The organism is Lactococcus sp. bn62 (assembly GCF_029492705.2).
Lineage (GTDB): Bacteria > Bacillota > Bacilli > Lactobacillales > Streptococcaceae > Lactococcus > Lactococcus petauri.
Genome location: NZ_CP120417.1, coordinates 1687082 through 1706535 on the forward strand (window position 1 = coordinate 1687082; position 19454 = coordinate 1706535).

Annotated in this window: 21 protein-coding genes and 2 pseudogenes; 5 read left to right on the forward strand and 18 right to left on the reverse strand. The window is 36.3% G+C overall.

Annotation, left to right across the window (positions count from 1 at the left end):
• Window positions 1-12 precede the first annotated feature (12 nt).
• Together P3G65_RS08770 and P3G65_RS08775 are read left to right on the forward strand one after the other, a co-directional pair.
• Window positions 13-435: pseudogene (locus P3G65_RS08770) on the forward strand (GNAT family N-acetyltransferase); the annotation flags it as partial.
• Window positions 436-510: 75 nt separating this feature from the next.
• Window positions 511-1197 (forward strand): B3/4 domain-containing protein, encoded by a 687-nt coding sequence (locus P3G65_RS08775; RefSeq protein ID WP_003134252.1) that lies wholly within the window; start codon window positions 511-513, stop codon window positions 1195-1197.
• 57 nt (window positions 1198-1254) lie between these two features.
• Here P3G65_RS08775 and P3G65_RS08780 read toward each other — a convergent pair whose 3' ends face one another.
• Together P3G65_RS08780 and P3G65_RS08785 are read right to left on the reverse strand one after the other, a co-directional pair.
• Entirely contained in the window at window positions 1255-1893 is a 639-nt protein-coding gene (locus P3G65_RS08780; protein ID WP_284071159.1) for a nitroreductase family protein, read from the reverse strand.
• A 1-nt stretch (window position 1894) separates the two neighbouring features.
• A complete protein-coding gene (locus tag P3G65_RS08785) occupies window positions 1895-2317 on the reverse strand; it encodes a MarR family winged helix-turn-helix transcriptional regulator (RefSeq protein WP_017370986.1) in 423 nt (140 codons plus the stop codon).
• A gap of 144 nt (window positions 2318-2461) precedes the next feature.
• Here P3G65_RS08785 and P3G65_RS08790 point away from each other — a divergent pair, with 144 nt between their 5' ends.
• Window positions 2462-2977, forward strand: a complete 516-nt coding sequence (locus P3G65_RS08790) for a MepB family protein (RefSeq protein ID WP_003134251.1) — start codon at window positions 2462-2464, stop codon at window positions 2975-2977.
• Window positions 2978-3002: 25 nt separating this feature from the next.
• Here P3G65_RS08790 and P3G65_RS08795 read toward each other — a convergent pair whose 3' ends face one another.
• The 11 genes from P3G65_RS08795 to P3G65_RS08845 form a co-directional block, all read right to left on the reverse strand.
• Entirely contained in the window at window positions 3003-3623 is a 621-nt protein-coding gene (locus tag P3G65_RS08795) for a hypothetical protein (protein WP_003134250.1), read from the reverse strand.
• Window positions 3613-4068, reverse strand: coding sequence for a MarR family winged helix-turn-helix transcriptional regulator (locus P3G65_RS08800; RefSeq protein ID WP_003134249.1), 456 nt, complete (start codon window positions 4066-4068; stop codon window positions 3613-3615). Before P3G65_RS08800 ends, P3G65_RS08795 begins: the two co-directional genes overlap by 11 nt.
• Before the next feature lie 125 nt (window positions 4069-4193).
• Window positions 4194-4949, reverse strand: coding sequence for an NADPH:quinone reductase (locus P3G65_RS08805; RefSeq protein WP_230625268.1), 756 nt, complete (start codon window positions 4947-4949; stop codon window positions 4194-4196).
• An 8-nt stretch (window positions 4950-4957) separates the two neighbouring features.
• On the reverse strand, window positions 4958-5170 hold the full coding sequence (locus P3G65_RS08810; RefSeq protein ID WP_225666599.1) for a hypothetical protein: 213 nt from the start codon (window positions 5168-5170) through the stop codon (window positions 4958-4960).
• A gap of 173 nt (window positions 5171-5343) precedes the next feature.
• A complete protein-coding gene (locus tag P3G65_RS08815; protein ID WP_003134248.1) occupies window positions 5344-7362 on the reverse strand; it encodes a KUP/HAK/KT family potassium transporter in 2019 nt (672 codons plus the stop codon).
• A gap of 243 nt (window positions 7363-7605) precedes the next feature.
• Window positions 7606-8676 carry a non-hydrolyzing UDP-N-acetylglucosamine 2-epimerase gene (wecB, locus tag P3G65_RS08820; RefSeq protein ID WP_003134247.1) on the reverse strand — a complete coding sequence of 357 codons (1071 nt, stop codon included), beginning with the start codon at window positions 8674-8676 and terminating at the stop codon, window positions 7606-7608.
• 34 nt (window positions 8677-8710) lie between these two features.
• A complete protein-coding gene (locus tag P3G65_RS08825; RefSeq protein ID WP_003134246.1) occupies window positions 8711-9796 on the reverse strand; it encodes a GGDEF domain-containing protein in 1086 nt (361 codons plus the stop codon).
• Window positions 9797-9864: 68 nt separating this feature from the next.
• The gene (locus P3G65_RS08830; RefSeq protein ID WP_017370988.1) at window positions 9865-10545 is read right to left on the reverse strand and encodes an EAL domain-containing protein; all 681 of its coding nucleotides are present in this window, start codon (window positions 10543-10545) and stop codon (window positions 9865-9867) included.
• 64 nt (window positions 10546-10609) lie between these two features.
• Window positions 10610-11296, reverse strand: coding sequence for an EAL domain-containing protein (locus tag P3G65_RS08835; RefSeq protein WP_029346261.1), 687 nt, complete (start codon window positions 11294-11296; stop codon window positions 10610-10612).
• Between the two features lie 36 nt (window positions 11297-11332).
• The gene (locus P3G65_RS08840) at window positions 11333-13048 is read right to left on the reverse strand and encodes a glycosyltransferase family 2 protein (protein WP_306723669.1); all 1716 of its coding nucleotides are present in this window, start codon (window positions 13046-13048) and stop codon (window positions 11333-11335) included.
• A complete protein-coding gene (locus tag P3G65_RS08845) occupies window positions 13014-13466 on the reverse strand; it encodes a hypothetical protein (protein ID WP_019292820.1) in 453 nt (150 codons plus the stop codon). The genes P3G65_RS08840 and P3G65_RS08845 overlap by 35 nt, the downstream gene beginning before the upstream one ends.
• Window positions 13467-13779: 313 nt before the next feature.
• Between P3G65_RS08845 and P3G65_RS08850 the strand changes: the two genes are divergently transcribed.
• On the forward strand, window positions 13780-15126 hold the full coding sequence (locus P3G65_RS08850; RefSeq protein WP_003134242.1) for a hypothetical protein: 1347 nt from the start codon (window positions 13780-13782) through the stop codon (window positions 15124-15126).
• A gap of 47 nt (window positions 15127-15173) precedes the next feature.
• Here the strand turns inward: P3G65_RS08850 and P3G65_RS08855 are convergent, their stop codons facing one another.
• Genes P3G65_RS08855 through P3G65_RS08865 form a run of 3 tightly spaced genes read right to left on the reverse strand, consistent with a single transcriptional unit; the run spans window position 15174 to window position 17529 of the window.
• A complete protein-coding gene (locus P3G65_RS08855; protein WP_003134240.1) occupies window positions 15174-15854 on the reverse strand; it encodes an ABC transporter ATP-binding protein in 681 nt (226 codons plus the stop codon).
• Between the two features lie 2 nt (window positions 15855-15856).
• Entirely contained in the window at window positions 15857-16930 is a 1074-nt protein-coding gene (locus P3G65_RS08860) for an ABC transporter permease (protein ID WP_284071161.1), read from the reverse strand.
• Between the two features lie 35 nt (window positions 16931-16965).
• Window positions 16966-17529: a TetR/AcrR family transcriptional regulator gene (locus P3G65_RS08865; RefSeq protein WP_003134238.1), complete on the reverse strand. Its 564-nt coding sequence runs from the start codon at window positions 17527-17529 to the stop codon at window positions 16966-16968.
• A 224-nt stretch (window positions 17530-17753) separates the two neighbouring features.
• On the opposite strand from P3G65_RS08865, the gene P3G65_RS08870 reads away from it, so the two are divergent.
• On the forward strand, window positions 17754-17957 hold the full coding sequence (locus tag P3G65_RS08870; protein WP_003134237.1) for a CsbD family protein: 204 nt from the start codon (window positions 17754-17756) through the stop codon (window positions 17955-17957).
• Between the two features lie 38 nt (window positions 17958-17995).
• Here P3G65_RS08870 and P3G65_RS08875 read toward each other — a convergent pair whose 3' ends face one another.
• A complete protein-coding gene (locus P3G65_RS08875) occupies window positions 17996-18253 on the reverse strand; it encodes an ATP-binding protein (RefSeq protein WP_324249118.1) in 258 nt (85 codons plus the stop codon).
• Window positions 18254-18288: 35 nt separating this feature from the next.
• A pseudogene (locus tag P3G65_RS08880) lies at window positions 18289-19446 on the reverse strand (IS3 family transposase).
• Window positions 19447-19454 lie beyond the last annotated feature (8 nt).

Sequence of the window (19454 nt, forward strand, 5' to 3'; positions counted from 1 at the left end):
TCCCGCGTTACTATGCAGGATCTACAGGTCTTACAAGACTTAAGTATAGAAACCTTCGCTGAAACTTTTGGAGAACAAAATCCACCAGAAGATTTAGAGCTTTATTTAGAAAAGGCTTTTAATCCTCAACAATTAACCAAAGAATTCAATGACTCTAACAATAGTTTCTATTTTATTTTCCAAGATGGTTGTCTCGCAGGTTATATCAAGTGGAAAAATGCAACTCTTCCAGAACACTCTACTTTAGCTGAGGCTCTTGAAGTGGAAAGACTATATGTTAGAAAGTCTCACCAGCACTTAGGCTTAGGAAAACATTTATTAGATTTTGCTTTCGAAGAAGCACAGCGCACACACAAGGAATATATCTGGCTCAGTGTCTGGGAGCACAATCCTAATGCTTATAGTTTTTATAAAAATCAAGGCTATGTGGAATGTGGGTCACGTCATTTTCATTTAGGGACTTTAACGCAAACAGATTTAATCATGAAAAAAGAAATAAGGAGAACTACTATGCAAACTGTTACTGTGGATAAAAACTTTTGGGAACTTTTTCCAGAAGCTCAACTCTATACCTTAGTTGTAAACAATATTGACAATCATGTTCATGATTTAGGCCCCTACCAAGAGCTTCTAAAGGAGGCATTTAAAGAGTCTGAAAAATTTTTAGTTGAAGATGATTTTAAAGAAAACTTTGTCATCTCCGAATGGCGTGATATTTTTACACAGTTTAAGAAGAAAAAAGGTGCACGCTCTTCTATTGAAGCTCTTTTAAAAAGAGTGGCTCAGGGCAAAGAGTTAGAACCAATCAACCCACTTGTGGATATCTATAATAGTATTTCTCTTCGTTATGGTGTACCTTGTGGCGGTGAGGACTTAGATAAAATCAACGGCGATTTATATTTAGGCTTAGCCAAGGGGGGTGAAGATTTTTATCCTCTGGGGGCGCAAAAGAGTGAGCCAGCTCTTGCGCAAGAAATTATATATTATGACCTTGATGGTGCGATCTGTCGCTCTTTGAATTGGCGTGAAGCCCAACGTACCATGTTGACAGAAGAAACTACAAACGCCATCTTGGTGATTGAAGCAGTAACCCCTTCTCAACAAGAACGTGCACTAGAGGCTATCCAAGAGTTACAGGCTAAAATTAAGGATATTCTTGGTGTTGAGGGAGAAATTCAAATTATCAACAATAAGTAAGAAAGAAAGAAAGATAAATAATAATAAAAAAGTGCTAGATAATCTAGCATCTTTTTGTTATTTAAATTCTGTGATTTTTTCAGCCGCTAATCTTACAGATTCATATCCTGCTTCTTTGTCTTTGCCGACAGATAAAATCATTACTGGCACGTAACGGTTTTCGTCCAAACCAAAAGCTTCTGCCAATTGGTCTGCCTCGAATCCGCCGATAGGATTTGTTTCGTAACCATGAGCGCGTGCGATGAGCATAAATTGCATTGCAGCTAAGCTTGAATCAATTTTGACAACATCATTCATTTCTTCTTTACTAAAGCTTTGGTAGTAAGGAATAATCGCTTCTAACTGTTGATCACGTACTTCTGCTGGCATCTTGCCTTCTTCTACAACTTGGTTATAAATTTCTTCCCCTAATTCATAACAGAGAAGATCCCCCAAAATAAGAACCATAGCCGAAGAAGTTTCATTTTGACGGGTATTAAAACGAATTAAAGGTTTTAATTTTTCTTTTTCTTCATCACTTTCAACAACAACAAAACGCCAAGGTTGCATATTTACAGATGATGGTGCTGTTGTTGCTTCTTGGATCATTTCAAGCATTTCTTCATGTGAAATTTTATAAGTTTCATCATAAACACGCACGGATTTTCTTCCAAATGTGATTTCTGAAAAATCATTATTTACAATACGAGTTGACATTTTATTCTCCTTTATGTCCCAATAACTTTGTGAGCAGCTCAAGAAGTACGTCTTCTTCTTGAGCTGTGAGTGCTAGCTCTAAACTTTTCTCAGAAGAGTTATTATAGTTTCTTTCACAACGTTCCAAAGCCTCTTTTGAGCTATCCGTGATTTTAACAAAAACTTCGCGATTGTTTTGTTTATTTCTCTCACGGGTAACATAACCTTTTGCTTCGAGCAATTTTAGATGCCTTGTAATAGCTGCACTGTCTATTTTTAACTCATTCTGTAATTGCCCTTGAGAACATTGACCGTTTTCCTTCAAAAACATCATAAGCTCATAACGGGTTATACTAAAGCCAGTTTCTTTTTCAAACTTCGTTGTCATCTCTTGATTCGCTAGTTTTAGCTTGTAAAAGAGCTGACTCATTTGTCTAAGGTTCATTTGTCCCCCTTTTTAAATTGACCGGTCAATCATTGACTAGTCAATGATACTACATTCCTATTTTTTTGTAAACTATTTTGATTGCTGCTGTGTCAAAATAAGTAGCTTTGATTTTTTCTCTCTTACTTGTGGTAAACTTAAACCATGTATAATTCGCTGACCTATATAACGACCCTTTTGAATGATTTAGGCTTATCTCCAAGTATACCTACAAAAGATACTTATAATTCTGAATACGAAGGTTTTTGTTTTCAAGCAGATGGACTATCTTTTCGAAGTCGTCGCGCTAAAAAAACTCCTAAAAAACAAGGATATTTTGTAGCATTTTGGGAAAAGGACACCAACAACAAAAATATCCCCTTTAGTTTTGAAGCTTTTCCCGATAAACTTGTCATTTCAGTCATTGATGGACCCTTGAGTGGCCAGTTTATCATTCCCAAGAGCGTTCTTCGAGAAAAAAAGATTTTAAAACACAAGGGAATTACTGGAAAAATGGCTTTGCGTTTTTACCCATCCTGGGAAAATTCACTCAACAAAACCGCGCAGGCTGCCCAAAAATGGCAATGCGATTATTTCATTGATACTACTAATATTATCCAAAAAGAAAAATTAGCCCAATTGTATTTTTCTTCTACATCCATAAACAATAAAAAACCGTAGTTTTGAGCTTACGGTTTTTTATTGTTTATTGCTGCGCTAACTTTTTACTAAAAAGCATTGCAGTTAAATCGATTCGATTTTGACCAAAATCAAGTTGAATATCTCGAGCTCCGGCCATATGAAAACCCTTGTATTCATAGAATTGATAAGTACAGCCCGTATCTGTGAAGAGGAATATTTCTTTTCCAGCTTCCCGCGCCGTGAGTTCATTGATTAAAGCGGTACCTACACCTTTGATTTTTTTCTCGGGATCAGCAGCCAAATACAAAATTTCGCCCTCAGGTGATGCTTCACTTTTATACGACCGTAATAATTCTTTATTCGTAGCTTCATAAGTGTCTAAGCCTTTGTTTTTAGAAAAGGACCGCAAAAAGTTAAAAGTCTTCATGTAAGCTTTTTGGCCAAACGTTTGTTTCAGTTTAGGTTCTCCATATATCTCTGCGAGCAATAAGCCCACCATTTCACCATCAACATAGGCAGCAATAGCTTGCGTAGCTTTTGACAGCTCAAAATATAGAAAATTTTTGGCATACATATTGATGATGGTTTTATTATTACTGTACCTATCAAAGCTCATCCCTTTAACAGCAAACTGGATTGCTTTTTGATAATCCTTTGGATCAAATGCTCTTATTTCAATTTTCATCTTTTTTATCCTCCATAACTCTCTGTGCTTTTTCGAGCAAGCTTTCGGTAAAAGTTTTCGTTTGCTCCAAAAATACTTGTGTGTTCTTCAAGCCGAATTCTTCTATAACTTGTGTTTCAAAGATATCTGTTTGCTCTTGAATCTCCTCAAAAACTTTTCTTCCATTTGGAGTGAAAACGATAAATTTTTCCTTTTCATTTTTTCCTTTAGTGAGTTGAAGAATATCTTGTTTTTGCAATTTCAAAAGTAAGCTATGTACTGTTGATTTCGGCAAAAATAAGATTTCACTTATTTCTTTTTGGGTGACAGTATCACTTTCATCGATAATATAGAGCGTCATTAGTCCATTAAAAGTCAGATTATATTCATGCGCCACAAGCGCGTAAGTCATATCAAGTTTGCCAAGCGCTGTGCTAAATTGTGTCATTATTTCTCGATATTTCATTTAACCGCTCCTTTTTAGTGCGAAGTCGTACCATTTCATTATAGTACGATTCCGCACTAAAGTCAAGGCTTTTCTAAAATAAAAAGGCAGATTAAAACCTGCCTTTTTATTTTCATCTATTCAGATCATTCAGCTGCCGTATCAAGAATGATTTTACCCAAACTTCCTTTGTTTTCCATGATATAATCTTGCGCTGTCGCAGCTTGCTCGAGTGGGAATACTTTATCAACGACAGGTTTAACACCCTCACTTAAACCTTGCAGTAACAAGTGTGTGTTTTCCTCCACTTCTTCTGGTGTGATATTTGCCAACATTAGACCTGTGATATGTGCCCCTTTCATCATCAAGACACGAGGATTAATGGTTACTTCCCCTCGATTACCAATAATAACAATTCGCCCGTTGTTGCCAATAGCATCTAAGTCTTTCTGTAAATTAACATTTGCAAGCATTTCGATAATCACATCAAGACCATGATCCTTTGTCAAGTCCGGTATTCTCTCGATATATCCTTCAGCATGATGGTTAAAGACATAGTCTGCACCAAGCTTTTTCAATATCTCAAGGCCCTTTTCAGAACCTGCTGTTGCAATAACCTTGGCACCATACAGCTTGGCAAATTGAAGGACAAGTGTCCCCACTCCTCCAGTTGCACCATGTATAAGTATATATTCTCCAGACTTAAGGCCCGCTTTTTGCTTAAGGGCATAAAGGGCGGTTAAGCCGCTCGATCCTAGTGCTGCACCTTGACTATAAGTCATAATTTCTGGGAGTAAGGTCGCTTCTGTGGCCTTGCATGTTATTGCTTGCGCATATGTTCCAAACTGAGCATCACTCTCTACAGTCACAAAGACACGATCACCTACCTTAAAGTTTTTCACTTGTGCACCTACAGCTTTGACAATCCCAGATCCATCTTTGGGATATAAGGGAGCGAAGGCAGTTGCGCGTATGTTCCTTGGCGCACATAGGTTTCAACTGGGTTGACCGCTGCAGCTTTGAGGCTGACATAAATCTCATCATCTTTCATAACTGGGTCTTTAAGCTCTTTATACTTAAGAACGTTACTGTTACCAAATTCAGATACTTCTATTGCCTTCATATTTTCCTCCTTATGAATTACAGGTTTCTATAGCACTCATTATATAGCAAGATTTACTATTTGTATAGTAGGTACTCCGAGGTGCCTTAGATACTTTGTAGTAACTCTTCAACAAGTGACATGACAAAAAAACAACTGGAAAAATCCAGTTGTTCTGGTTAATTGTATCTATACTAATAGCTTATGTCTTCTTCACCTTCATCTTCTAGTTTTGGACGTTCTTTGATGCTCAAATTATATACATCTGATAATATTAATGGCACCCGCTCAAGTGACACTTCCGAAAATTGTAAGCCAAACCAGCGATCTGGTGTTGCTGTATAGCGCTTGATTCGGGCTTTTGCTTTCAAGACGAATCGATCAAAAGCTGGAAGTTTTTGTGCATTTGTCACCCGTTCCTCGATAACTACAAATCTGAAGTCACCAACATCCCTACCAGGCATTGTGGTGTATTTTTGCTCTTGTTTAGGCAATCGTCCTGATTTTATTAAATCTTTAACAATCGTCCGAAGATAACGGGGCACTTCTTGTTTCATCCGAAACCCTAGATACAAATGAACTTTAACGATATAATCTGTTCCCATCATATCAACTTCATATTCGGAAGTCCATGGTTCATCAGTAACTTTCACATTAACAAACCAGTAAACTTCCGCCTTTTTAGGACGTTTATCAAGTATTGAATATAGGATAGAACGGTCAATAAAATCACCTTCCATTTTATTACTCAAATAAACGAGATTGGTTTGATAGAGATCCATCTCCTTGTCTTCTTTGAGTTCTTTCAATTGTCCTTTGAAATCATTGAGATCCAGTGACTTAATATGTTTGTTCACACTTTTACTTGATTGGAACCAAACAAACATCACAAATATAATCATGGCCGCCATAATCACTACAACATAGCCTCCATGAACAAACTTGGCTGCTGAGGCAATAAAGAAAATCAATTCAATACTAGCAAAGAATGCAGCTATCAGGTAAGCCAAAGGTTTCTTTAAGCCTCGGTAAACGAGATAATATGCCAGAAGTACTGTTGTCATAAGCATAGTGACAGTAATGGCTAGACCATAAGCTGCCTCCATGTGTTCCGCGCTTCTAAAATAAAGTACAATCGCACTTGTCGAAAGCCATAAAATCAAGTTGACTGCTGGAATATAAAGCTGACCTAAAGTTTTCCCTGGATAGTAAATCCGCATCATCGGTAAAAGCTTCAAGCGGATGGCTTCTGAAACTAAGGTAAATGATCCCGAAATCAGAGATTGTGAAGCGATAATAGAAGCTAAAGTCGCTAAAACAACGGCATAGATCATCATGTCTGTAGGGATTACGGCGAAGAAGGGGTTGATACCTCCCAAATCGCCACCTTTATGCGCCAAAAGCCAAGCCCCTTGTCCACAGTAAGATAAAACAATTGCAAGTTTTACAAAAGGCCAGCTGACATAGATATTGCCTCTGCCCACATGTCCAAGGTCAGAATAAAGGGCTTCTGCTCCGGTAGTCGCCAAGAATACCGAACCTAAAATAAAGAGCCCTGCCTTATTTTCTGGACTTAACAAGAGATGGACAGCATAGTAAGGATTGATTGCTTTAAAAATTTCAAGATTCGCAAAGGAATTTAAAAGACCTGTGATAGCTAAAAAGCTAAACCAGATAAGCATTATCGGTCCAAAAAGTTTTCCGACTAGGCCGGTTCCAAAACGTTGAATAAGGAAGAGTATAGCCAGAATGATAAGCGTTGTAACAATAACCCATGACTGGTTGGCGTAGATTTCTCCTAAACCAGGAACTCCTTTTAGGCCCTCGACAGCAGAGGTAACTGTAACTGCTGGAGTCAAAGCCCCATCTGCAAGTAAGGTGGCCCCTCCTATCATTGCTGGGATAATCAGCCATTTAGCCATCCGTCGAACTAAGGTGAAGAGGGAGAATATCCCACCTTCTTGATGATTATCGGCCTTGAGGGCAATCAGCACATACTTAACGGTTGTAATCAAGGTCAGTGTCCAGATAACTAAGGAAACCGCACCAAGGATAAAGTCCGTTGAAATATTTTGCAAGCCTCCTTGTCCAGTAACAATAGACTGCATGGTATACAAAGGGCTTGTCCCAATGTCACCATAAACTACTCCAAGCGCGATTATAAAGCCCGCTGAAGTAGCTTTGTTAAACGATTTTTCATTCGCATAACTCATACAAAAACCTCTTTCATTTTTATAAAAGGTAGAAGTACATACTTCTCCAGAAACTTTACGAGAGGATAAAATAATATTGTCTCAGTTTCTTAGAATCATTATATCAGTTTCCCTCAAAAACGCGAGGAAAAAACTTTTATATATCTGATTTTTTTATAATACAAATAGTGAGGATAATTTCTCGCAATAAAATACTCTGACCTTATAAGAAGTCAGAGTATTTTATTACGATTTTCATGGTGTTCAATGTTTAAAATGCTGATCGATAGCATCAAGTATTTTTTCACTGGCATGTCCATCACCATAAGGGTTTTTAGAGTGTCTCATTTCATTATAGGCTTCTTCGTTATCAAGAAGTTCCCGTATGGCTTGATAAACATCGGTTTCATCTGTACCGACTAATTTTAAGGCGCCTGCTTCTACGCCTTCTGGTCTTTCTGTTGTATCACGTAACACAAGGACAGGCACACCAAAAGAAGGTGCTTCTTCTTGCACACCACCTGAGTCCGTCAGGATAAGATAGCTTTCATTTTCCATACGATAAAAATCAACCACATTTAATGGTTCAATCAGTCGCACATTCGGCAAGTCGCCAAGAATGCGATAAGCAATTTCTCTCACTTTTGGATTTTTATGAAGTGGATAAACTACCTCAAAGTCGACATATTCTTCGGAAATCGTTTTGATGGCACGGAAAACATTTTCCATTGGTTCACCCAGATTCTCACGGCGGTGCATCGTCACCAGAATCTGGCGACGATCCTTTTGAAGATGTGCTGGTACAGTATATCGTAAAGCATCGATAGCAGTATTACCTGTCACATAGATATTCTCATCCGGATGATTTTCTTTTAATAAATTTTGTCTGCTTTCTTCAGTTGGTGCAAAGTAAATATCGGAGAGCACATCTGTGACTTGACGGTTCATTTCTTCTGGGAAAGGTGAATATTTGTCCCAAGTTCTCAATCCTGCTTCTACGTGTCCCAAAGTTACTTTATGATAGAAAGCAGCAATAGAGGCTGCAAAAGTTGTCGAGGTGTCTCCATGAACAAGCATGATATCTGGTGCTTCTTCTACCAGCACTTGATCAATGGCGTCAATAACACGTGTGGTAATTTGACTAAGGCTTTGATTTTTTCCCATGATATCTAAATCGTAATCAGGTTGAATGTGAAAAATATCGAGAACTTGATCCAGCATTTCTCTGTGTTGCGCTGTGACCACCGTTACAGCTTCAAAACGTTCATCTTTCTCAATAGCTTTGACTAAGGGTGCCATTTTAATTGCTTCTGGTCGTGTACCAAAAACGAGCATTATTTTTTCATGTCTACTCCATTTCTACTCTTCTTTACATATAGAAGACTTGATTTTTCCCGTTTGCTTTTGCGACATATAAGTTTTTATCAACTTTATCAATAATGTCCTTCAGACTTTTTTCATCTCTTATTTCTGAAACACCTACAGATATAGAAACATTTAATAAGGTATCATTATAGATAAAATCTTTTTCCGAGATATTTTTTTGGATATCATCCATTATTGCTTTGACCTTATCCCCAGACTGGTTTCTAAAGAGCACAAAGAACTCATCACCACCATATCGAAACAGTTGACCATTATTATGCTCTTGAAGTAAAGTATCTTTAATGCCATAACTTATCTCCCGCAGCACATAATCTCCTGCCAAATGTCCATAGGAATCATTGATACATTTAAATGAATCCACGTCAAACAAAGCAATCGAAAAAAGTGGAACATTCTTACTGTCTAAAATTTCCTTCAAGACTTCTTCAAACTTTTTACGATTATAAGTATCGGTTAAAGCATCTATATAAGCATCTTTCTTTAAATCCGAGTACATCAAGGCAATAATACTGATTAAATGTATCGCGATCTTCGCGATAACTAGCACAGCTAATACCTTTCCTAAAATACCAAGCACATAGCTCATTGGAATGTCAAATTGCGAAAAAGCTACTAATATTGCTGCAAGGGTAATAAATATACTAAGGAAAAAGTAGGAAATGTAATATTTCGAAATCAATTCCTTATAATTACATAGCACATAAATCACAAGCCAAAATATAGTCAATCCGGAAAGCACTAAGAGAGAGGATTGGATATCAAAACCGTAAACATGCAAATAAAGTCCATAATATATAATAAACTGTGGCAACACCTCGTATTCAATATTTTTGGTAGGGGGTGCAACTAAATAAACGACCGAAATCGCAATAAAGACTAAAGAAATATCACTAATAATATAACCATAGGGCGAACCCTGGTCAATGTCGTTAAACAGAAATTTAAGTAAAATTATAAATAAAGCAAAATTGCTCGAATATAAGATATAAGCAGTGACTTTATTTCGATCCAACTGATAATACTGAATCATATACTTAGCAATAAACATCATACCTAGAACGGTAGGCATTAAAAAATTTTATCAATAAAGTTACTGCCTAATATGTCATCAATATGAATCATCTTTTTTCTCCTTTATTAGAAGCTATGCGGTCTATCATAGTAATAAGTTTGTTGGAGCCATTCTTTTGGAAAACTTGCGAGAAGCTCTTCCACCTCAACTCCTTCAATTACAATCTCCTTCTTAAGAAATTTAATCGTATCAACAATTGAAAATATAAAATCCTTTAACTTAGTAGGTGATAAATAACTGTTAAAATCTAAGGCTGAAATCTTTACACGATCAATATAATCATCTAGGATGAATAGCGTTTTATAATGATTTATCCCCGATAAAAAATCGTCTAGAGCAATCGCATATCCCAAATTCTTAAGCGTTTGGATGGCTTCAATCGGCAAGAAGTCTTCTTCATTTTGACAGTTTACGGGCAACCGCTCTGTGAGTTCTAATCTTAACCTGTTCCTATATTTAAATGTCCTCAAAAATTCTACCGTTTCTTCAAAATAAAGTTCTTGATAATCCAGATTCAGGGAATAAATATAATCATCCTTACTGAGCTGTTCTTCCAAGAGGACTTCCAGCCTTTGAAGGTATAAATTATGGAGCTGATGGTCAGAAACAATCTCATCAAACATCTCCGACGGGAAATAACAAACATCAGCATGTTTATATCTCAATAACAGTTCGTATTCTTCTTTGTCATTTTGAGTAAAATCACAAATTTTTTGTCTATAAAAAATTAATTCGTCAAATTTCAAGCCTACTTTTCTCCTCAAATATACTGAAAAGCTCTTTCCTTCTGTTCAGGGGTAAAAAGTTTTCTCAGTCAATCACTGCTTGAGGTGGGCCATAGAGATAACCCTGCCTCAAATTGATGTCTAATAAATCAACAAGTTTTTCATCTTCATCCGTTTCAACACCGGACACAACTAACTCAAGTTGATATTTATTGGCCAGTTTCTTCCAAAACTTAATGGTTAAATCAATCCATTTTTCTTTATCATTAAAATGTCGCATATCTAACTTCAATACATCAATTAAAGGAAGCAAGCGATGAATGTTGCGGGCAAAATAGAATTCGGCTCCAAGATTATTGATAGAAAAATTGATACCATAGGCTTTGCACTTTGTAATTCTACGACTGACACGTCTTAGACTCTTCTTCTTTTTCACAATCTCATTATGAGATATTTCAATAATAAGGTCAAATGGTTGGAGTGACTCAGCAATCGTTTTGATATTCTTTTTAAACTTGCGACTCAGAAATTGTTCAAGCGTAAGTTTAATGACAACTTTAAAATGTTCGGGATTCGCAACTTTGATGCTTTCTTTTACATTATCTTTGAGTATGAAAAAAGGTAAGTCATCGATATTTTGTGGAAGGACCCATTCTTGCTTATCATTTTGTTCACGAAGCACGCACTCCACTCCTTTTATACTATGCGCATGATCATATATTTTATTATAAAAATAAACAAAATTATTCTCTTGTAAGATATATTTTTTCAAGTTGCATCCTTTCTTTTTACAATTTTTTATGAAAAATTAAGCTTGACGTTTCGTTTTATCCCATGTATTTTGCGATCTGAAATATCTGAGTGTCGCTTGCGGATAGATTTGACTGAGAACAATCAAAAACTTGGTCAAATAGTAAGCATCGCTTAAAACATGGCCCCATCTGAATTTTTCCTGAGAGTTTTTATTATACAGGACTGCCCAGACAACATTGATAAGGAAAATGTAGAGTACCATCAAGGCAAAGATTATAACAAAGCTTTTCACTGCATCGTTTAAACCAAAAAGCAGCAATGTGCCAAATAAAACAACGCCTGTGTAAATAACGACTACATATTCTATAGCCATCAACCAAGGTTTTATCAGGGTAAAACACAGCTCTAATTTTTGTTTGAACTCTAAATTTTCTGATTTGATAATAGGGAATATGTACTTAAAGGTTTGGATATTGCCTTGTGCCCACCGCACGCGCTGTTTAACTAAGGACATCGTATCATCATAGATTCCTGTTTGTTTGATTTTAATATCATCATATTGGACATTACGTACATTATATATATCAGATAAAAAGAGACGTAAAGAAAGGTCAAAATCCTCTACTAGCGATGTTGTCCATGGTGCTTCATGCAAAGAATACAGAGTGCTAAGTTTACAAAACTGTCCGTTTCCACCAAAGGCTACGGTATTTGTTTTACTACGCAAAGATTGAGTCGCATTAATAATCTCACCAAATTCCAAATCTTGTGATATGTCTCTGTTACGGTTGATTACTTGTACTTTTGATTGTAAACCAGTCAATTCAAAATCCGAGTTAAAGACCAAATTTACCTTGTCAAAGTAATCTGTTGCCACACTTGAGTCTGCATCAATAATAGTGATAAGTGTTTCCTCAAAAATATAACCTTTATCAATATAGGAATCCGTTATTTTTTTATAAGCCCAATTGAGTGCTTCACCTTTTCCTTGCTGCGCTTGAGGCTGAAATCTTTGGAGAAGATGGAATCTCTTATTACCTTGGAATTCTTGAACTTCTTGCACCGTATTATCAATGCTGGCATCATCAATCACATAAATATCAAGATTTTCATAATTGGTATTTAACAAGCTTTTCACAGTGTTTTTGATGACTAACTCTTCGTTCATACAAGGAATTAATACAATGATCCGATAATTCGTTTCAATCTCAACATGACTGAGATCACTCGTATAGCTTTTTGTACTGTAAGCATACCAGAGCAAGATTGTTTCTATCGTATAATAAATAAAAGTGAGAATTGAGAAAAATACTGCAAAAAATGTCAATTTACTAATCATGATTTCAAAAATCTCTTTCAAATAGCTCATGCCCCAGAATTTATTTTCGAAAAGAAAAACAAGTGGCAAGATAGAAACCAAGTAAAGCAGTATCTTATTGTATGGCTTAAAGTAATTGGAAAGACCAGTATAGATGCTTTCGATAATCAATGAGATTGCCATAACGATTTGGACAAGCAATAAAAAGCGGGCTACTAGCTGTGCATTGACGTCAGCCTGTAGTACATAGAAAAGAATACCTCCAAAAATGCCGAGAAGCACTACCGTAAGGCCCCAAGCAAAATTTCCAATACTTTTTCTTAATTTATTAAATAAAATTACGCCTGAAAGACCAAGCAATAAAAGTTGAACAGCCAAGGTCAGTATAACTAAAAAGATACGAACATTGCTGTATATTTCAGTTGGAATTTGATTTACCGTAAAAAAAACCAAAGATGAGTGCAAGGATAAGATAAAATCCTGAAAGTCCAAAGGTCCATCTTTTCAAAGTAGCCAACTCCATTGTCCACTTCTTTTCTAGGAAAATTCTTATGAGACCTGTATATGCAATCACCGCTAAAACATTGAAGAGCGGTGTTGGACTTAAACCGTGCCCAATCACAACGCCCGTTTCAAGGACAAAAATTAGAAAGAGCATTAAAAACAAAAGTGCTGTTTTCCACGTACTCTTTCTACCACTTTGTGTCGAAATGATATAAACCATGATCAGGATTGGAGCTACGAGCAATAGAACTGAACTTAAATTTTCATAAAGTGTGCGTTGACTTAATGACAAGAGCACATCAAAGGTTAAAGTTAAGCCCAATAAGCCATAAATCACCCTCGATACATTTAATTCAATCTTTTTCACTACTACACTCCCTACTATTTACTTCTGTATTTTGGCGGGATTTAGAGTATATATCTTTTTAGAAAAACATACTGTTCTCTTTCATATGTCTCATAAATCCCTCCTTATTGCATCTATTATAACTTAAACGAGTTGATTGTTCAATTTAATCATTTTTTAAGGTTTAAGAATATCTCACTCATTTTTTTAATATAGACTGCTTCCTTCTTTGATTTTTCTCTTGTTCACAACTCCCTGTTATCTTTATAGGCAACGTGATATAATAATTCAGATAATTCATTTTGTTTCTTAGCAAAAATTTAGAGGTAGAAAAATGAGAATTAAAATACGTGAAATAGCTTATGATTGGGGAAAGTCAATGTTAGTGGTCCTTTCCAATACCGTTATCATGGTGCCCTTCTTGCTTTTTCTTAGTTTAAATGATGGAATAACTGAACGTTCTGTTTTACCCTTCGCTTTATACTATACTTGTCGTATCCTTGGCGTCTTTCTGGTCCGTGCCATTAAAAATACTATTTCTAGTTTAGAACTTCTTATTCTATCCTTGTATACAGGCCTTGCAGGTTCTGTGTTTGCTTTTATTGGCCCCTTGAATTCTTGGTTATATCTGCCTGCAGGCGTTCTTATTGGTTTAAGCGCCTCATGGCTTCCTACTGCGACAGTCACACTTAATCACTTTCAGCCAAATACGGAAAAGAAAACTTCCTATCCTCTTCTTCTCTTAGCTTTGATTGCTTTATTTGCAGGATTGACCCTTTCAGGGACTTTGGGACTTTCCTTATCATTTGGCTTATACATTTTGTTTTATGCAATTGCTCTTGGATATGCCTATGAAGCCGTAGGTAAACAGGTTCTCACTAACAGAATGAAACCCGAAGCCGCTCTATATCTCTCTAAAAAAGACCTATTTATTTTTACGGGGCTCTGCCTTCTATTAATCCTCTTACGTACGGGAAGACTTCTAAGTTCTGCCTTGGCTATTGGGGTTTCATTACTAGGCTTTAGTTTTTTCTTTGTTTTTCTTATTTACAAGACGAGAAAAGAATACCGGAATTATCAAATACCACTTTCCCTAAATATCTTAACTTTTCTTAACGGTGCAATTGGTAATTTTCTTTTTCTATTCGGTTCTCTCTATGTCATCAATATCTTTGGTAAAGGTTCAGAAAATCTTTTATTGTACCTGCCTTATGCTTTAGGAATGGTCATCGCATTAGCAACTTATAAGAAAATCACTCAATTGGTCCCACACATGGATAATTTCATTTTACTGGGATTAGTGCTTGGGTTATTGATGACGTTAGTACCTTCTGCTCTGAGTTTTAGTTTTTTCTTATTAAGCTATGGTCATTTTCTCCTAAATAAATGGCTCAATAACCAGTATTTCATGGCACTTCATATTCCCGAAGACCACCGTATTCTTCTAAAAAACACAACTCAAAAAAAAGGTTCCTTGATTCATCAATTCTTTCTCATTATTTTCCTCTTGTTTCTTACTGAGAAGCAAAATAATTCAAAAACATTTTTCCTACAATTAATTAATCCACAATCATCACATCTAAGTGCTGCGCATATTTTTTACGGGTTAGCTCTTCTTTCGATTGGCGGTTTTCTTATTCTCATCGTCTCTTACTTCTATTTAAAACGTCGTAAAATATAAACCGTAAAAAATGAGGGAGTTATCCCTCATTTTTTATTTATCCTCCCTCAAGGATTGTCTACCTTAAAGAGGTTGCCGTCTTCAATACGATATACGCTGTCACTATTTTTGATCATCCGCGAATCATGGGTGACCATAATAGTGGCTTTATTTTTTTCATGTGCTTCTTTTCTTAAAATATCCACAACCTGATAAGCCCTTTCTGTATCTAAGCTGGCTGTCGGTTCGTCAGCTAAAATCAAGCTTGGATCATTATAGAGTGCACGTGTGATTGCAACACGTTGACGTTCCCCACCAGAGAGTTCCCCAGGATATTTATCTTGTAGCTCTAAAATATCTAAAGAGTCGAGCATTTCATCTATTTTACCTCGATTAATGTTCTTTTTATTTATCTTATCCACAAGTTTCAACTGTTCTTTGACAGTCAAATAAGGTATGAGATTCGAAGCTTGTAAGATAAAACCCACTTCTTTAAATCTTACTTTTGAACGTTCTTTTTCTGAGAGTTTATTAAAATCAATCGTATTGATTTTTGTTGTCCCTGTTGTTGAAGACTGAAGCCCTCCAGCAATTGTTAGAAAAGTACTTTTACCAGAGCCTGAAGGACCAATGATTGAGATAAACTCCCCAGCTTGTACCCGTAGATCAATGCCTTTCAAGGCTTGAACTTCTGTTCGCCCCTTACCAAAGCTCTTTGTGACTTTATCCATATGTAGAATATCTTTCATTATTAACCTCCAATCGCTTGAGTAGGATCAATTTTTCTAATCGTATACAGTGAAAATACAGAACCCAGTATTGATACGACAATCAATATGAGCCCATAAATTGTCCATATAGAAAAATCAATTGCAAACGGCATAGCTTGCGGTAGCACGAAGCTTGTGAAATAGCTCCCACCAAAAGCTGCAACTACACCGACCAATGCTAGCCAGAAACTTTGCCATAAGATCGACTTCATGATAAGGAAGTTTGAAATCCCTTGCGCCTTCATAATACCAAAGATTGGAACTTTTTGAAGCGTAATAACATACATAAAGACAGCAATAATGAGCAGCACAATCAAGAACAAGAAATAAATCATTGCGCTCAGTGTTGTTTTCTGTGCAGAATAACCTGGGATATTGTTGATAAGTTCAGAAGTTGTGATGACTTTCAATTTATCTGAACTTGAACCTTTCAAGGTTACTTGACCCGATTTTACAATGACACCATTAACAGAATCCTCTGCGGCTGTTGCGTTCATGTTTTTAATTGCGGAAAGCGTAGCAAATGAACTGTAGACGACAGGTGTTGCTGAGTAGTAGGTCGCTTTGGCGATACCAACGATTTTTAACTCTGTATCGTTATTCCCTACCTTTATCTTGTCGCCCACTTTATAGCCCTTGTCAGCAAGATTTTCTGGGATGACGATTTCTTTCTTGTCTTCTGAAAAATCAATGCCATCCTTGACTTGTGGTAGAATATCGGAACCTATTGGGAGCGCCATAACCGTAATATTCTCTCTTTTATTCTCTCCCTGATTAATAGAAGTTGAAAAAACTGAAACGGGAGACAACTCTTTTCCATCAATATTATCTAACTCTGCTTTTGAAATCTGCGAAGCAGACAGAATGTTATTCGAACTGTCTGACAGAACAATCTTTTCTGCATTCCAATCCACTACAGCTTGTTTAAACTGGTTGGCAAGACCAGTTGATAGGCCTGACAATATGAAAACAACATAAGAAACCAAAAATATGATCGTTGCAATCAAAGTGTACCTTGTCTTGTAATAAAATATTTCTTTAAGTGATAAAAACATAATACAACTCCTTGAAGATCTCTTCGTTCTCTTCTTTATTGATGATTTTGACTGCCTGAGAGGCCATTCATAATCACTGCGACTTCACTGTCATAGTGCGCAACAAATTCTTGATCACTCCACTCTTCTGCAAATAGTCTGTAAACAAGATCGTGCACAACTGCTTTAAACACAGAAATCATTGGCGAAACAGGCTCTTTACTTACAAATGTTTGAGGATTATACTTTTTCCAAGCTAATGTCAATTCGTGATTCCAATCTAAAAAGCGATATTTGTAGATGGCGTAATTTTCATTATGTACGAGTTCCTTTAGTAGCAAATGCTTGTATTCATCTAAGGCTTTTTCAAGCGGATATTTTTTAATCGCATCTAAGAAAAGCTGGTGAAGCTCACTTGTCTCTTGAGACAGAACATAGATATAACAATCTGTTAAATCTTCAAAATATTGGTAAAAACTCCCCCGAGGGATTTCTAAACTCTGCACAATATTTCTCACCGTGGCTTGATGGAAGGGTTTATCCGCAAACTCGGTTTTACAAGCCGCATAGATGCGTTGTTTTTTTTCTTCTGGAAGTTTTAGATATGTAGCTTTAGGCATTTTTTCCTCCCTTGACTTTATAAATGACACAGTGTCACTTTAGGATAAATTTTAGCAGTTTAATCTCACAGAGTCAAATATAGTGCATTAGGTTTTCTATAAAAACTGTCATACATCAGAAAATCCTATAAATCAGGTGCTTAAAAAATTTACGAGTTGAATACCTTGCAAAAGGAAACAATAACCAGTAGAATAAAAGTATAAACAACAAGGAGGTATTTTTTATGGTCGACAGAGGTACAACAGACAAACTCAAAGGTAACGCTAAAGAAGTTGTTGGTGATGTTACAGGTGACAACAAGAAAAAAGCTGAAGGCGTCCTTGATAAAACAATCGGTAAGGTGAAGGAAGTTGCTGCAGACATTAAAGATGCATCAGAAGATGCAGTTGATAATGTCAAAGAAAAACTTGATCACCACAAAAAATAAAATAAAAAAAGCACTATCTACATAGTGCTTTTTTTATTTTATTCAAGCTCTAAACTCGGGAAGGACAAAGTTACTTTAAACAAATCTCCATCTGTTTCTAAAAGGAAACGTCCCTCATGTGCTTCCACAATCGACTGAGCTATAGCTAGCCCCAAGCCTGAACCTGTTGTATTCCTCGATAAATCGCCTCTTTTGAACCGCTGCGACAATTCTTGACTATTTTCTCCGAGTTCTTCACGCGAAATATTTTTAAAGACCAATTCAATTGTGCCATTTTCACTTTTATGTCCTGAAATATAAACCCTAGTGTTTTTGGACTAATGTCAAATATTTAGACACAAAATGAGCTATATTTTCTTAAAATAGTTTTCTTCTTTCTGATTTGGAGTTAAACCATTGTTTGCGGAATGAGGATTATAGTTGTTATAAAACTGTTCGATGTATTCAAAGCAAGAGAGTTGAACTTCTTGAATGGAGTGATAAGTTCTTCTGTTTATTTCCCGTTGTTTGAGGTACTTGAAAAAGGCCTCAGTGACAGCATTATCATAAGGATATCCAGGTTTGGAGTAAGAAGCAAGCAATTGATGCTCATCTAATATTTTTCTAAAGGAAGCTGATTTAAATTGGCTACCTTGATCCGAATGAAAAATGATTGGTTCCTTAGGCTTCCTCTTATTTATAGCCATCCCTAATGTGTCACAGGCAAGTTTAGCATCAATCCTGTCACTTACTTTCCAAGCAATACATTTTCTAGAGTAGAGGTCAAGGATGGCGCAGAGATAAACATGCCGTCTATGTCCTATAGAAATATAAGTGAAATCAGTTGTCCATACTTGATTCGGGGACTTAGGATTAAATTCTTGTTTAAGGAGATTATCAGAAGAAAATGCAGGAGAGTGTTTTGATTTAACTCTAGGTTTAATCGTTGACATTTTAGGGAGTGTCATAGACTTGAGAAGTCTTAAGATACGCCCCTCAGAAATATTAACGCCATAATCACGCAGGAGAATAATTTTAAAAGCTCTCGTTCCAATTCTTTTCTTGGCTTTCATATAAATCTCAAGGAGTAATTTTCTCAAGCGTTGATTTTCTATTTCACGTTTTGAGGGCTTCTTGTTTATGAAGTTATAGTAGGTGGAACGATTGACATGTAAAACACGACAGAGCATAACTGTCGTGTGTTCAAATCGGAGTCTATAGACTGCTTTTAATCTCACTTGGAGTTTTGCATGAATATGGCACTTGCTTTTTTTAAGATAAGATTTTCTTCTTCGAGTTGGGCATTCCTTTTTTGTAATTCTTGAATCTGTTTAGCAGTCAAGACCGTATTATCTTCAAGACGAACTTGAGAGTACTGGTTGATCCATTTTGCAAGTGCAGAAGGGGAGACACCATAGTCTTTACAGAGTTCGGATTGAGTTTTACCTGTTTGGTAGAGATTAACGAGAGATTGCTTAAATTCCTCATCGTAACGTTTAAAACCTGACATAAAAGTCC

What these genes read in the sequence shown, in the direction of transcription:
- P3G65_RS08775 (WP_003134252.1), top strand. Translation starts at nt 511, where the DNA reads ATGCAAACTGTTACTGTGGATAAAAACTTTTGGGAACTTTTTCCAGAA.
- P3G65_RS08780 (WP_284071159.1), bottom strand. Translation starts at nt 1,893, where the DNA reads ATGTCAACTCGTATTGTAAATAATGATTTTTCAGAAATCACATTTGGA.
- P3G65_RS08785 (WP_017370986.1), bottom strand. Translation starts at nt 2,317, where the DNA reads ATGAACCTTAGACAAATGAGTCAGCTCTTTTACAAGCTAAAACTAGCG.
- P3G65_RS08790 (WP_003134251.1), top strand. Translation starts at nt 2,462, where the DNA reads ATGTATAATTCGCTGACCTATATAACGACCCTTTTGAATGATTTAGGC.
- P3G65_RS08795 (WP_003134250.1), bottom strand. Translation starts at nt 3,623, where the DNA reads ATGAAAATTGAAATAAGAGCATTTGATCCAAAGGATTATCAAAAAGCA.
- P3G65_RS08800 (WP_003134249.1), bottom strand. Translation starts at nt 4,068, where the DNA reads ATGAAATATCGAGAAATAATGACACAATTTAGCACAGCGCTTGGCAAA.
- P3G65_RS08810 (WP_225666599.1), bottom strand. Translation starts at nt 5,170, where the DNA reads ATGAAGGCAATAGAAGTATCTGAATTTGGTAACAGTAACGTTCTTAAG.
- P3G65_RS08815 (WP_003134248.1), bottom strand. Translation starts at nt 7,362, where the DNA reads ATGAGTTATGCGAATGAAAAATCGTTTAACAAAGCTACTTCAGCGGGC.
- wecB (WP_003134247.1), bottom strand. Translation starts at nt 8,676, where the DNA reads ATGCTCGTTTTTGGTACACGACCAGAAGCAATTAAAATGGCACCCTTA.
- P3G65_RS08825 (WP_003134246.1), bottom strand. Translation starts at nt 9,796, where the DNA reads ATGCCTACCGTTCTAGGTATGATGTTTATTGCTAAGTATATGATTCAG.
- P3G65_RS08850 (WP_003134242.1), top strand. Translation starts at nt 13,780, where the DNA reads ATGAGAATTAAAATACGTGAAATAGCTTATGATTGGGGAAAGTCAATG.
- P3G65_RS08855 (WP_003134240.1), bottom strand. Translation starts at nt 15,854, where the DNA reads ATGAAAGATATTCTACATATGGATAAAGTCACAAAGAGCTTTGGTAAG.
- P3G65_RS08860 (WP_284071161.1), bottom strand. Translation starts at nt 16,930, where the DNA reads ATGTTTTTATCACTTAAAGAAATATTTTATTACAAGACAAGGTACACT.
- P3G65_RS08865 (WP_003134238.1), bottom strand. Translation starts at nt 17,529, where the DNA reads ATGCCTAAAGCTACATATCTAAAACTTCCAGAAGAAAAAAAACAACGC.
- P3G65_RS08870 (WP_003134237.1), top strand. Translation starts at nt 17,754, where the DNA reads ATGGTCGACAGAGGTACAACAGACAAACTCAAAGGTAACGCTAAAGAA.